12 protein-coding genes are annotated in these 13,691 nt (G+C 66.7%); 6 read left to right on the top strand and 6 right to left on the bottom strand.

Annotation, left to right across the window (positions count from 1 at the left end; genetic code table 11):
* Positions 1-89: 89 nt before the first annotated feature.
* Positions 90-2,516 (top strand): DNA internalization-related competence protein ComEC/Rec2, encoded by a 2,427-nt coding sequence (locus tag AC07ZH_RS01700; protein WP_495198477.1) that lies wholly within the window; start codon positions 90-92, stop codon positions 2,514-2,516.
* 8 nt (positions 2,517-2,524) lie between these two features.
* Here the strand turns inward: AC07ZH_RS01700 and AC07ZH_RS01705 are convergent, their stop codons facing one another.
* Positions 2,525-2,797, bottom strand: a complete 273-nt coding sequence (locus tag AC07ZH_RS01705; protein ID WP_495198286.1) for a VF530 family protein — start codon at positions 2,795-2,797, stop codon at positions 2,525-2,527.
* A gap of 124 nt (positions 2,798-2,921) precedes the next feature.
* Positions 2,922-3,398 (bottom strand): bacterioferritin, encoded by a 477-nt coding sequence (gene bfr, locus AC07ZH_RS01710; RefSeq protein WP_119108007.1) that lies wholly within the window; start codon positions 3,396-3,398, stop codon positions 2,922-2,924.
* A gap of 189 nt (positions 3,399-3,587) precedes the next feature.
* Between bfr and ahpC the strand changes: the two genes are divergently transcribed.
* The 5 genes from ahpC (at position 3,588) to AC07ZH_RS01735 (ending at position 10,911) form a co-directional block, all read left to right on the top strand.
* Positions 3,588-4,151 carry an alkyl hydroperoxide reductase subunit C gene (gene ahpC / locus AC07ZH_RS01715; RefSeq protein WP_119108006.1) on the top strand — a complete coding sequence of 188 codons (564 nt, stop codon included), beginning with the start codon at positions 3,588-3,590 and terminating at the stop codon, positions 4,149-4,151.
* Positions 4,152-4,238: 87 nt separating this feature from the next.
* Entirely contained in the window at positions 4,239-5,807 is a 1,569-nt protein-coding gene (ahpF, locus tag AC07ZH_RS01720) for an alkyl hydroperoxide reductase subunit F (protein WP_495198287.1), read from the top strand.
* A gap of 156 nt (positions 5,808-5,963) precedes the next feature.
* Positions 5,964-7,034 (top strand): HlyD family secretion protein, encoded by a 1,071-nt coding sequence (locus tag AC07ZH_RS01725; protein ID WP_495198288.1) that lies wholly within the window; start codon positions 5,964-5,966, stop codon positions 7,032-7,034.
* Positions 6,998-9,772, top strand: coding sequence for a ribosome-associated ATPase/putative transporter RbbA (rbbA, locus tag AC07ZH_RS01730; protein ID WP_495198289.1), 2,775 nt, complete (start codon positions 6,998-7,000; stop codon positions 9,770-9,772). Before AC07ZH_RS01725 ends, rbbA begins: the two co-directional genes overlap by 37 nt.
* Before the next feature lie 2 nt (positions 9,773-9,774).
* Positions 9,775-10,911, top strand: a complete 1,137-nt coding sequence (locus AC07ZH_RS01735) for an ABC transporter permease (protein WP_495198290.1) — start codon at positions 9,775-9,777, stop codon at positions 10,909-10,911.
* A 127-nt stretch (positions 10,912-11,038) separates the two neighbouring features.
* Here the strand turns inward: AC07ZH_RS01735 and AC07ZH_RS01740 are convergent, their stop codons facing one another.
* The 4 genes from AC07ZH_RS01740 to AC07ZH_RS01755 are packed head-to-tail and all read right to left on the bottom strand — an operon-like array spanning position 11,039 to position 13,630.
* Positions 11,039-11,227, bottom strand: a complete 189-nt coding sequence (locus AC07ZH_RS01740; protein WP_495198291.1) for a hypothetical protein — start codon at positions 11,225-11,227, stop codon at positions 11,039-11,041.
* A gap of 21 nt (positions 11,228-11,248) precedes the next feature.
* Complete coding sequence (locus AC07ZH_RS01745) at positions 11,249-12,004, bottom strand: dihydroorotate dehydrogenase (protein WP_495198292.1); 756 nt, start codon at positions 12,002-12,004, stop codon at positions 11,249-11,251.
* Entirely contained in the window at positions 12,001-13,146 is a 1,146-nt protein-coding gene (gene serC, locus AC07ZH_RS01750) for a 3-phosphoserine/phosphohydroxythreonine transaminase (protein WP_495198293.1), read from the bottom strand. The genes AC07ZH_RS01745 and serC overlap by 4 nt, the downstream gene beginning before the upstream one ends.
* Positions 13,124-13,630: a urate hydroxylase PuuD gene (locus AC07ZH_RS01755; protein ID WP_495198294.1), complete on the bottom strand. Its 507-nt coding sequence runs from the start codon at positions 13,628-13,630 to the stop codon at positions 13,124-13,126. Before AC07ZH_RS01755 ends, serC begins: the two co-directional genes overlap by 23 nt.
* Positions 13,631-13,691 lie beyond the last annotated feature (61 nt).

Consider the following 13,691-nt stretch of genomic DNA (forward strand, 5'->3'; position numbering starts at 1 on the left):
CCCCGGCGCCAGCCTCTGTGATGACCTCTGCGCCGGATTCCAGTCCAGCACCGCCAGCACCTGTTCCGTCGCAACGGCAAGGGCTGCGCATGGCGCCGATGCGGCTTGTCGTGCTGGTGCCGGGGCTGCTCGGCGTGGTGGTGGGGTCTGCGTTGCAAATCCAGCAGCCCACTTTATGGACGGCAGCGGGGTATGCCGCCACCGGCGCCGCTGGTGTCGCGCTGGCGTTGGGCGCCCTTAGCTGGCGGGCGACATCCAGGCCGCGCAGGGTATTTTTTCTCGTGCTGGTGGCACTTGCACTTGCCGTGTTTTCCCTCTGCGGCTTGCGCTCCCTGCACTACGCGCGCACTGCGCTGAACCCGGCGCTGGAGGGGCAAGACATCATGGTGACCGGCACTGTGGCAGGCTTGCCGGAAGCCATGGAGACGGGTGTGCGCTTTCGCTTGCAGGTCGATTCCGCCAGCCTGCAGGGAAAGTCTCTGCAAGTGCCGCCGCTCATCGACCTGGCCTGGTACCACGAGGCCGGTGCGAGCGGTGCGCAGCCCCGGCAAGCCGGCGCGCCGCACGCTGGCGAGCGCTGGCGCATGGTGGTGCGGCTCAAGGCGCCGCATGGCGCGCGCAACCCGAACGGCTTTGACTACGAGCTCAGGCAGTGGGAACAAGGCGTGCAGGCGGTGGGCTATGTGCGGGCCGGACCGAAGGACGAGCCCCCCGAGCGTCTCGACGCCGCGCTGCGCTACCCGGTGCTGCAACTGCGTGAGCAGGTCCGAGACGCGATTCTGACCCGACTGGCCGCAGCCGCCGAGGAGCCGGCCGAGGTGCGTGCCGCAGGCGTGGTGGCGGCACTGGTGACGGGCGACCAGCGTGCCATCGACCGCAGCGACTGGAACGTGTTTCGGGCCACGGGGGTCGCGCACCTGGTCAGCATCTCAGGCCTGCACATCACGCTCTTTGCCTGGCTGGCCGCACTGGCCGTCGGTGGGCTGTGGCGGCGCGCGCCGCGCCTGTGCCTGGCATGGCCGGCGCAGTCTGCGGCTCTGCTCGGTGGTTTGCTGCTGGCAACGGTGTATGCGGTGTTCAGCGGCTGGGGCATTCCTGCGCAGCGCACCGTGCTGATGCTGGCCGTGGTGGTGGGCCTCAAGCTTGCCGGGCGGCGCTGGCCTTGGCCGCTCATCTGGCTGATGGCCTGTGCAGTCGTGGTGCTGTTCGACCCTTGGGCCCTGCTGCAGGCCGGGTTTTGGCTGAGCTTTGTGGCCGTCGGGGTGTTGTTTGCTCTTAATCCGATAGCTGGTAGCGCAGGTACCATAAGCGCCAAGGCCAAATTTCTCTCCTTATTGCGTGAGCAATGGACGGTGACCGTGGCGCTCACGCCGCTCAGCCTGCTGCTGTTTGGCCAGGTGTCGCTGGTCGGGTTTTTTGCCAACCTCGTTGCCATTCCTTGGGTCACGCTGATCGTCACGCCACTGGCCTTCGCTGGCGTGCTCTGGCCGCCGCTGTGGCAGGGGGCGGCCTGGTGCGTGCAACTGCTGGGCATTTGGCTGGGCTGGCTGGCAGCCTGGCCGTGGGCGCAGTTCGATGTGGCGGCGGCGCCGCTGTGGGCGGGGCTGGCTGCGGTGATCGGCGGCGTGTTGCTGGCTGCGCGCCTGCCCGCATCCCTGCGCTTGGCCGGCGTGCCGCTGCTGCTGCCAGCGCTGCTGTGGCAGGCGCCGAGGCCGCTGCCGGGCAGTTTCGAGTTGCTCGCAGCCGACATTGGCCAGGGCAACGCGGTGCTGGTGCGTACCGCGCGGCACGCGCTGCTTTACGACACTGGCCCACGCTACAGCCTGGCAAGCGATGCGGGTGACCGGGTGCTGGTGCCGCTGCTGCGCTCGCTGGGTGAGCGGGTGGACACCGTCATGCTCAGCCACCGCGACAGCGACCATACCGGTGGCGCGAGCGCTGTACTGGCCCAGCAGCCCCGGGCTGCGCTGACCGGGTCGATTGCTGGTGAGGCCGCGCTGCTCGCATTGCGTGCCTGGGCGCCCTGCGTCGCGGGGCAGACCTGGACGTGGGACGGCGTGCAGTTCGATGTTCTGCACCCGTTGCAGGCGGCGCCTGCCGTGTTGCCACGTGGCGAGAAGCCGAATGCACAAAGCTGCGTGTTGCGAGTGCGGGCTGTGAGCGGCGCCAGCGCGCTGCTGGTCGGTGATATCGAGCGGCCGCAGGAGCTGGCGTTGGTGGAGGCCGGAGCGCCATTGGCTGCCGATGCGCTGCTGGTCCCGCACCATGGCAGCAAAACCTCGTCAAGCGACGCTTTTCTTGCTGCGGTGCAGCCGAAAATTGCGCTGGTACAGGCCGCCTACCGCAGCCGCTTTGGCCACCCCGCGCCGATCGTGGTGCAGCGCTTGCGCGAGCATGGTGCACGGGTGGTTGATTCGGCACATTGCGGCGCCGCGACCTGGCAATCGGACGCGCCCGAGGCGGTGCGCTGTGAGCGCGAGGTCGGGCGGCGCTACTGGCAGCACGACCCGCCTTAGGTGAATGCCTACTGCGCCGCCCGGCGCTGCTCGCGCAGCATGAAGAGGTACAGGCTCTCGACCTTCTCACGCGCCCAGGGCGTTTTGCGCAAAAACTTCAGGCTGGAGTTCACGCTGGGCTCGTGCTGAAAGCAGCGCACTGGTATCTGTTCGGCCAGGCCCGGCCAGCCGTAATGCTCGGCGAGCGCGCGCACCATGGCTTCGAGCGTCACGCCGTGCAAGGGGTTGTGCCGCTGGGTGGCAGGCGGCGCAGTTGGCTCAGGCGGAGGTGTTTCGTGCATGGGGGCGAAAGGGCAGGCGGGGGTGCAGGCATTGTCGCAAACCGCTGCGAGGATGGGCGCAAGCTCGCATGCGCAATAAAAAAGCGGGCGCCTGGCCCGCTTCGGTTGCGCAGCCGCCTGCGGCCTATTCAAGTTCGCTCATGTGCGACTGCAGGTAGTTTTGCACGCCGACCTTGGCGACCAGTTCAATCTGGGTTTCCAGAAAATCAATGTGCTCTTCGGTGTCGTCGAGAATGGTTTGCAGCAAATCGCGCGAAACGTAGTCGCGCACCGATTCGCAGTGCGCCATGCCTTCCTTGACCGTCGCTTGCGCGCCGCGCTCCAGGCCCAGATCGCAGGCCAGAATTTCGGGCACGTCCTCGCCAATCATCAGCTTGCCCAGGTCTTGCAGGTTGGGCAGGCCGTCGAGCATGAAAATGCGGTCCATCAGCATATCCGCGTGCTTCATCTCGCCCATGGACTCCTCGTACTCCTTCTTGGCCAGCTTGCCAAAGCCCCAGTGCTTGAGCATGCGGTAGTGCAAAAAGTACTGGTTGATGGCGGTCAGCTCGTTCTTGAGCTGGGCCTGGAGGTAGCCAATGACCTGTGCGTCGCCTTGCATAGCGGGACTCCTTATCGTGTGCGGCAATGAAGGCGCCATTGTGCGTCCAGCGCCGGCCACTGTGCGCTGATCGGGGTATTGAAATAGTTAAAAGGCATCGATACTATGAAATGAATTGATTGGTTTTATTGATTGATTGTGTCTAGACTTGCCTTCGTGTTCAGTTCATCACCCGAAAGGAAAGCAGCAATGTCCCTCATCAATACGCAAGTCCAGCCGTTCAAGAACCAGGCCTTCCACAACGGCAAGTTCGTTGAAGTGACCGACCAAACCATCAAAGGCAAGTGGTCCGTGGTGATCTTCATGCCCGCCGCCTTCACCTTCAACTGCCCGACCGAAGTTGAAGATGCGGCCGACAACTACGCAGAATTCCAGAAGGCCGGTGCCGAGGTCTACGTTGTCACCACCGACACGCATTTCTCGCACAAGGTCTGGCACGAAACCTCGCCCGCCGTCGGCAAGGCCAAGTTCTTCCTGGTCGGCGACCCAACGCACCACCTGACCCGCGCCTTTGACGTGCACATCGACGAAGAAGGCCTGGCGCTGCGCGGCACCTTCATCATCAACCCCGATGGTTTTATCAAGACCATGGAAGTGCATTCCAACGAAATCGCCCGCGACGTGAAGGAAACCCTGCGCAAGCTCAAGGCCGCCCAGTACACCGCGGCGCATCCTGGTGAAGTGTGCCCGGCCAAGTGGAAGGAGGGCGAGAAGACCATTGCCCCTTCGCTGGACCTCGTCGGCAAGATCTAAGCGCCCCCTTTAAGCGCTCCAAGACGCCCGGGTGCCTGGCGCCCGGGCTTTTTTACGCCCAAAAATTCAAATTTCAGGAGTTCCGCAATGCTCGACGACACCCTCAAGACCCAGTTGAAAGCCTACCTGGAGCGCCTGCAGCGCCCGGTGGAACTGGTCGCCACGCTGGACGACAGCACGGCGTCGAACGAGCTGCGCGAACTGCTGCAAGACATCCGCGCCCAGTCCGACAAGATCACCGTGGTCGAGAAGAACGACCTGGATGTGCGCAAGCCCTCGTTCCTCATCACCAACCCTGGGCAAGACAGCGGCGTGCGCTTCGCTGGCGTGCCGCTGGGCCACGAGTTCACCTCGCTGGTGCTGGCGCTGCTGCAGGTCGGCGGGCACCCGTCGAAGGAAGCGGCCGAGCTGCTGGAGCAGGTCAAGGGCCTGGACGGCGACTTCCATTTCGAGACCTACTACTCGCTCTCCTGCCACAACTGCCCCGACGTGGTGCAGGCGCTCAACCTGATGAGCGTGCTGAACCCGCGCATCACGCACACCGCAATCGACGGCGGCGTGTTCCAGAACGAGATCGAGTCGCGCGGCATCATGGGCGTGCCCACCGTGTTCCTGAATGGCGAGCGCTTCGGCCAGGGCCGCATGGAGCTTGCCGAAATCGTCGCCAAGATCGATACCGGCAGCGCCGCGCGCGACGCCGCCAAGCTCGGGGAGAAGGCGCCGTTCGACGTGCTCATCGTCGGCGGCGGGCCGGCCGGCGCGGCGGCTGCCGTGTACGCGGCGCGCAAGGGCATCCGCACCGGCGTGGTGGCCGAGCGCTTTGGTGGCCAGGTGCTCGACACCGTGGGCATCGAGAACTTTATTTCGGTGCAGCACACGGAAGGCCCGCAGTTCGCCGCCGCCATGGAGCGCCACGTGCGCGACTACGAGGTGGACATCATGAACCTGCAGCGCGCCAAGGCCTTGGTGCCCGCCACCGAGGAAGGCGGGCTCATCGAGGTGCAGCTGGAAAATGGCGCCAGCTTGAAGAGCCGCACCGTCATCGTCTCCACCGGCGCGCGCTGGCGCAACATGAACGTGCCGGGCGAGGAGCAGTACCGCACCAAGGGCGTGACCAACTGCCCGCACTGCGACGGCCCGCTGTTCAAGGGCAAGCACGTGGCCGTGATTGGCGGCGGCAACTCCGGCATCGAGGCGGCCATCGACCTGGCCGGCGTCGTGGCGCGCGTGACAGTGCTGGAATTCGCCCCGGAACTCAAGGCCGACGCGGTGCTGCAGAAAAAGCTGCTCAGCATGCCCAACGTCACCGTTATTACCAACGCGCAGACCACGGCGGTGCTGGGCGACGGCAGCAAGGTGACGGGCCTGGCCTACACCGACCGCACCATGGGTGAGGCGCAGGACATTGCGCTCGACGGCGTGTTCGTGCAGATCGGCCTGCTGCCCAGCACCGAGTGGCTCAAGGGCCCCGTGGAGCTCTCGCGCTTCGGCGAGGTCCAGGTGGACGCCCACGGCCGCACCGACGTGCCCGGCGTGTTCGCCGCCGGCGACTGCACGACCGCGCCGTACAAGCAGATCATCACCGCGGCGGGCGATGGGGCGAAGGCGGCGCTGGCCGCGTTCGATTACCTGATCCGTACCCCGGTGCCGGCCTGAATTTGTAGTAAAAATGGCCTCTAGCGCTTATCCAGTAAGCGCTTACAGCTATCAAAATAAGACCACCCGGCGCTGTCCGGGTGGTTTTTCTTGATCGCGGGCAAACAGGTGCCGGGTGGCGTCCGTGCGGCCCGGCCGCCAGCGGACAATGGCGGCATGAAGATCGCTTGGAAATCGGTTCTGACGGCCGGCGCATTGTTGCTGGTCGGCGCGGCGCTGCTGCTGGCCTGGGCGCCCTGGCGCACGGCCGACCCGCAGGCTGGCCTGGTCGGCGGCAACGGCCGCATCGAGGCGACGGAAATCGCCGTTGCCAGCAAGCAGCCGGGCCGCTTGAGCGAGCTGCTGGTGTCCGAAGGAGAGTTCGTCAAGGCCGGACAGGTGCTGGCCCGCTTGCAGCTCGATGGCTTGCAGGCGCAGCGCGATGAAGCCCTGGCACGGCTGCAGCAGGCGCGCCAGGCGGTGCCCACCAGCCAGATGCAGGTGGCACAGGCCGTGGGCAACCACCAGGCCGCGCTGGCCCAGGTGGTGCAGCGCGAAACCGATTTGCAGATGGCCCAGCGCCGCCTGCCGCGCACCGAGCAGTTGGCGCGCGACGGTTTCCTGTCCGACCAGGTGCTGGACGACGACCGCGCCCGGGTGCGCAACCTCCAGGCGGCGCTGAATGCGGCCAAGGCCCAGGCGCGTGCGGCCGAGGCCGGGGTGGATGCAGCACGCGCCCAGGTGCCCGCCGCCGAGGCCAGCGTCCAGGCCATGGAAGCCACGCTGCAGCGCATTGATGTGGATCTGGCGGAGAGCGAGCTCAAGGCCCCGCGCGATGGCCGCGTGCAGTTTCTCATTGCACACCCTGGTGAAATCGTGGCGGGGGGCGCCAGGGTGCTGAGCCTTGTTGACCTGTCCGATGTGTACATGACCTTCTTCCTGCCGGAGGCGGTCGCAGGCCGGGTGGCATTGGGCAGCGAGGTGCGTATCGTGCTCGATGCCGCGCCGCAGTTCGTGATTCCGGCGCGCGTGTCCTTTGTGGCCAGCACGGCCCAGTTCACCCCCAAGACCGTCGAAACCGCGAGCGAGCGGCAAAAACTCATGTTCCGCGTGCGCGCGCAGATCAACCGCGATCTGCTGCTGCGCCACATTGAGCAGGTCAAGACCGGGCTGCCCGGCATGGCCTGGATCCGCACCGACCCGCAGGCCGTATGGCCCGAGCACCTGGCCATCAAAGGGCAGCCGTGAGCGATGCGGGCTTGGCGCCCGTGGCGCGGCTGGCGGGTGTGGGGCTGCGTTACCGGCAGGTACAGGCCCTGGCCGATATCGACCTGGACGTGCCGGCAGGTTGCATGGTGGGCGTGATCGGCCCCGACGGGGTGGGCAAGTCCAGCCTGTTGGCGCTGATGGCAGGGGCCCGCGTGGTGCAGCAGGGGCGGGTGCAGGTGCTGGGGGGCGATATGGCGCGTGCCGGCCACCGGCGCCGCGTTTGCCCGCGCATTGCCTACATGCCCCAGGGCCTGGGCAAAAACCTCTACCCCACGCTCTCGGTCGAAGAGAACCTGCAGTTTTTTGCGCGCCTGTTCGGCCATGGCGCGCACGAGCGCCGCCGGCGCATCGACCAGCTCACCCGCGCCACTGGCTTGCAGCCATTTCTGGCGCGCCCTGTCGGCAAGCTCTCGGGTGGCATGAAGCAAAAGCTCGGGCTGTGCTGCGCGCTGATCCACGACCCCGACCTGCTGATTCTCGATGAGCCCACCACTGGCGTCGATCCGCTGGCCCGCGCGCAGTTCTGGGACCTGATCGAGGGCATCCGCCGGCAGCGCCCCGGCATGAGCGTGGTGGTGGCCACCGCCTACATGGACGAGGCGCAGCGCTTTGACTGGCTCGTCGCTATGGACGAGGGACGCATCCTGGCGCAGGGCACGCCCGGCGGCCTGCTGGAGCGCACGGGCGCCGCGGATCTGGAAGCCGCCTTCATCGGCCTGCTGCCCGAGGAGCGGCGGCGCGGGCACCGGGCGGTCGACATTCCGCCCTTGACCGACGCCCAGGCGCAGGAAGTTGCCATCGAGGCGCAGGGCCTGACCATGCGGTTTGGCGATTTCACCGCGGTCGATGCGGTCAGCCTGCGCATTTACCGCGGGGAGATTTTTGGTTTCTTGGGGTCGAACGGCTGCGGCAAGACCACCACCATGAAGATGCTCACGGGCCTGCTGCCCGCCAGCGAGGGCAGTGCGCTGCTGTTCGGCCATGCGGTGGACCCCAAGGACATCGCCACGCGCCAGCGCGTGGGCTACATGTCGCAGGGCTTCTCTCTCTATGGCGAACTGACGGTGGAGCAGAACCTGCTGCTGCACGCGCGCCTGTTCCATGTGCCCGAAGCGCAAGTCGCGGGCCGCGCCGCCGAGATGGCGCAGCGCTTTGGCCTGCAGGACTCTCTGGATCTGTTGCCCGAGAAACTGCCGCTCGGCCACCGCCAGCGCCTCTCGCTCGCCGTCGCCATGGTGCACAAGCCCGAGCTGCTGATCCTCGACGAACCGACCTCGGGCGTCGACCCGATCGCGCGCGACAACTTCTGGCGCCTGATGATCGAGCTCTCGCGCCGCGACGGGGTGACCATCTTCATCTCGACCCATTTCATGAACGAGGCGGCGCGCTGCGACCGTATTTCGCTCATGCACGCGGGCCGGGTGCTTGCCAGCGATACGCCGCAGGCCATTGTGGCGGCGCACGCAGCGCAGACGCTGGAGCAGGCCTTCATCGATTGCCTGGTGCAGGCCGGCGGCGGCGCGGCGGATACGCCCGAAGCCGCGCAGGACCCGCGCGCCACCACCGCTGCGCCGCCCCGCGAGCCCGCTTGGCGGCGCAGCCTGCGGCGCCTCTACAGCTATGCCTGGCGCGAGTCGCTGGAGTTGCAGCGCGACCCGGTGCGCGGCGCGCTGGCGCTGCTGGGCTCGTTGCTGCTGATGTTTGTGATGGGCTACGGCATCAGCATGGATGTCGAAGACCTGCGCTTTGCGGTGCTCGACCGCGACCAGACCGCGCTGAGCCGCGACTATGCGCTGCAGCTTGCGGGCTCGCGCTACTTCAGCGAGCAGCCGCCTTTGCGGGACGATGCCGACATGGACCAGCGCCTGCGCAGCGGCAAAATTTCGCTGGCGCTGGACATCCCCAGCGGCTTTGCCCGCCATGCGGAGCGCGGCGAGCAGGCCGAGATCGCCGCCTGGATCGACGGTGCCATGCCGCAGCGCGCGGAAACCGTGGCCGGCTATGTGCAGGGCATGCACCAGTACTGGCTGGTGCAGACGATCGCGGCGCGCACCGGCGCAGCGCCCGTGGGCAACGTGAACGTGGAAACCCGGTTTCGTTACAACCCCGACGTCAAGAGCCTGCCGGCCATGGTGCCAGCGGTCATCCCCATCCTGCTGCTCATGCTGCCGGCCATGTTGACCGCGCTGGCCGTGGTGCGCGAGAAGGAGCTGGGCTCGATCACCAACCTCTACGTCACACCGACCACGCGCACCGAGTTTCTGCTGGGCAAGCAGTTGCCCTATCTCGCGCTGTCCATGCTCAATTTCGCCATGATGCTGCTGCTGGCCGTGACCGTGTTTGGCGTGCCTGTCACCGGCAGCCTGGCCACGCTCACACTGGCGACGCTGCTGTTTGCCATCAGCGCCACCGGGCTGGGCTTGCTGGCGTCTGCCCTGGTGCGCAGCCAGCTGGCGGCCATGTTCTTCACCATGATCGGCACCATGCTGCCTGCCATCGAGTTTGGCGGCCTGATCAACCCGGTGTCGTCGCTGGAGGGCGCGGGGCGCTGGATCGGCGAGATTTATCCGGCCAGCCACATGTTCACCATCAGCCGGGGGGTGTTCAACAAGGCGCTGGGGTTTCACGACCTGGCCGCCTCGTTCTGGCCGCTGACCGTGGCGCCGGTGGTGATCTTGGGCGTGGCAGTGCTGCTGCTGCGCAAGCAGGAAAAGTGAGCATGCGCCGCCTGCTGCACCACCTGACCAACATCCGCCTGCTGGGCGTCAAGGAGCTATGGAGCCTGTGGCGCGACCCGATGATGTTGGTCCTGATTGTCTACACCTTTACCGTGGCGATCTACACCGCGGGAACGGCCATGCCCGAAACGCTGCACCACACGCCGATGGCCATCGTGGACGAGGACGATTCGGCCCTGTCGGCGCGTATTTTCAGTGCGTTTTACCCGCCTGCGTTCAATGCGCCGGTGCGCATCACCAATGCCCAGGTCGATCCAGCGCTGGACGCAGGCCATTACACGCTGGTGCTGGTCATTCCGCCGAACCTGCAGCGCGATGTGCTGGCCGGGCGCTCGCCCACTGTGCAGCTCAATGTGGATGCCACGCGCATGAGCCAGGCGTTTGCAGGCAGTGGCCTGGCCCAGCAGATCGTGGCGGGCGAGGTGGGTGAGTTCGTGCAGCGCAACCGGGGCACGCAGGCTCCCCCAGTAGAGCTGGTGACGCGCATGCGCTTCAACCCCACGCTCTCGAATGTGTGGTTTGGTTCCCTGATGGAACTGGTCTCGCAGGTCACCATGCTCTCGATCATCCTGACCGGCGCGGCGCTGATTCGCGAGCGCGAGCATGGCACCGTCGAGCACCTCTTGGTCATGCCGGTGACGCCCACCGAAATCATGCTGGCCAAGGTGTGGGCCATGGGGTTGGTGGTGGTGGTGGCAACGCTGCTGTCCCTGCACGGCGTTGTGCTGGGGCTGCTGCGGGTGCCGGTGGAGGGCTCGCTGTGGCTGTTCTTTGCTGGCGTGGTGCTGCACCTGTTTGCCACCACGTCGCTGGGCATCTTCATGGCGACGCTGGCACGCAACATGCCGCAGTTCGGCCTGCTGGTCATGCTGGTGATGCTGCCGCTGCAAATGCTCTCGGGCGGCATGACGCCGCGCGAGAGCATGCCCGAGTGGGTGCAAGCGGTGATGTCGCTCGCACCCACCACGCATTTCACCGAGCTGGGCCAGGCCATTTTGTTTCGCGGGGCGGGCCTGGCGGTGGTGTGGCCATCCTTCGTGGCGCTGCTGCTGATTGGCGCGGTGATGTTTGCCCTGTCGCTGCGCCGTTTTCGCCAGGCGATTGCGCAGATGGGCTGATGATCCGTGGGGTCGGTTCTTGCCGGAAATTTCAATAAGAATTGGCTTCTACGGCAATATCCACGGTCGCTTTTAGCTATCAAATTGAGAGCTTAGAGATTGCGGGAGAGGCGCCGCCGCTTTGTTCTCAAAGGGTGGCGACGAGGTCGAGCTGGCCGTTGGCGGCATTGTTGTGCGCGCCAAGCGGTATGACACCAGGGTTCACGGGATGGGGGCACCGCACTCGGCGCGCCATGCGGCGTTGCTCCCCTTGCAGGCACATGACCGGGCCGATGACATCCAGCGAAAGCGCCTGTGTGCTGCCAAGCCAGACCACGGTCGATCTGGCGTTGGCAACCTAGGCCTGAAGATCCAGATGGAGCAGATCCGGCAGGCAGGCAGCGCCGCGTTGTGCGAACACGGAATGGACTTGCACCGCGTTGGCGCCGGCTGCCAGTGCGGCGCGCACATCGCCCGCCGACCGTATGCCGCCGACGGCCACGATGGCGGCCTGGCCTTGCAGTTGTGAGCGCAGCAGGCGAAGCCGGTCGAGACGTTCGCTGCTGGCGGGCAGCACCGCCGTCACGGCATCGAAGCCGGCTGCGGCCGCTGCTTGAGCCAGCGCCAGTGGGAACCCGCCCGCCGGCCCCAGCGGCAGTTTGAGCGCCAGGGGAAGGTACCGGCCGCCAACGGCAGTGTGCTGTTGGCGTTCGTGGGTAACAGCGTCGAATGCCTGCAGCAGCAGCGGCCAATGCGCAGGCGTCAACAAGGCTTGGTAGCGGCGCGCACTCAAATTGAAGCTCAGGTAGTCGGCCACTTCGCAGGCGGCCTGGTACCCGCGGCACCATTCGGCGGCCAGGGTTTCCGGCGCGGCGTCGCCCCCCATGCCGATGCCGATGCCGACACGGGCAGCGCCTTGCGCGCGCGGGGGCAGCGCCCGCAGACGGGCAGCCAGCGCAACCACGCCGGGGTTGGCGCCAGGCTCAGGGCGGGGCGTTACCGTGCCGAACTCCACACTGCCGAACCCGGCGGCCAGCAATTCCGCTGCCCGGCTGCCATCGTTGTCGATTCCGCCGGCCAGCCCCGGCCGGGTGGGGAGCCAGGCGGTGCTCATCCGTGGCCTCGGGCAAATTCCGCCATGAAGTCGACCAGCGCAGCGACCCCCGCGTCCGGCATCGCGTTGTAGAGGCTGGCACGCAAGCCGCCGACCTGGCGGTGGCCGCGCAGGTGGTGCAAGCCGGCGGCTGCGGCGTCGGTCAAAAAGACCTCGGTCAGGCGCTCATCCGCCAGATGGAAGCGGACATTGGTGGTCGAGCGGTGCCCATGGGCGACCGGCGCCGTGTAAAAACCCTGGCTGTTGTCGATGGCGCCGTACAGCAAATCAGCTTTGCGCCGGTTGGCACTCGCCATGGCCACCAGACCGCCCGATTCAGCAATCCACGCGAAGACCAACGCCGCCAGGTGAATCGCCAGGGTCGGCGGCGTATTCAGGCAACTGTCCTGCGCCGCCTGCAGGCGATAGCACAAGGCCGAGGGGGCGGCCAAGGCAGGGCGCCGCAGCAGGTCTTCGCGCACGATGACCACCGTCAGGCCGGACGGACCGATGTTTTTTTGCGCGCTGGCATAGATCAGGCCGAACTTCGACACGTCGAGCGGCGCGCTGAGAAAGCACGAGGTCGCATCGGCCACCAGCGGCACGGCGCCGGTATTGGGCCATGCCGGGTAAGCGATGCCGTCCACGGTTTCGTTGGCCGTGATGTGGCAGTAGGCGCAATCTGGCGGCATCTGCCAGCCGTCCAGTGGCGGCGCGGTGAGCGGCAGCGCACCGGCATGTCTGGCAACCACCGCCACTTCGGCGTAGCGCGCTGCCTCCTGCATCGCCCGGCGCGACCAATAGCCCGAGTCGGCATAGGCGACGCGGCGCAGGCCCGATGCCGGGTCGAGCAGGTTCATCGGCACCATGGAGAACTGGTGCATGGCGCCGCCAGCGAGAAACAGCACGCGGTAGTGGTCGGGGACGCCGAGCAAGGCCGCCAGGCGTTGACGGGCGTCGGCCAGCACCTCGCGAAAGCCGGCCCCGGTGAAGGGGCGCTCGATGGCTGCCGCGCCATCGGCGCCGCGCTCGAACAGGGCGGCGCCGGCCCGTGCCAACACGGCATCGGGCAGCCGCGCCGGACCGGCGGCGAAATTCCAGGCCGCCCTCGCCGGGGCGTCGCGCTGTGCCATCGTGGTGTCAGCCCGCCAGGAGGCCGCCATGGGCGCCCGCTGCCATGAAGAACAGCAAGGGAATCGACAGCATGGTGTTGGTGCGCGAGGACAAATGCGTGATGCGCGAGCAGCGCACGCGTTCGGCGATGGAGGCCGGCTTGAGGCCGAGGACTTTTTGCTGATGCGGCCACAGCACCAGCCAGACGTTGGCCATCATCAGCGTGCCGATGTACATGCCGATCCCGATCGGCGCCAACGTCCCTTGCAACGCAATGGCGCCCATCAGCCAGCCGTAGCGCCAGAGCATCAGCATGCCGGCGGACCAGGCGACGACCGAGGCCCAGCGAAACGTGCCGTGCTCGCGGTGCAGCAGCGCCTGGAAGCGCGGGCTCTGGTCGTCAATCAGATCGGCTGCGTTCAGCGCACGCCAGTTGGGCCGCTGGATGACGCTGGAATAGTTGTGGCCAACCCAGATCACGCCGGCGATGAAATGACCCCAGCGCAGCAGCAGATCGATAGAGAGACTGTCCATGGTGCGCCTCAGGCGATCAGCAAGCGCGCCAGGGCGGCCAAGGCCCCAGTCAGCAGCAGGC

It is taken from the genome of Simplicispira sp. GW247-4R2A (assembly GCF_059424465.1).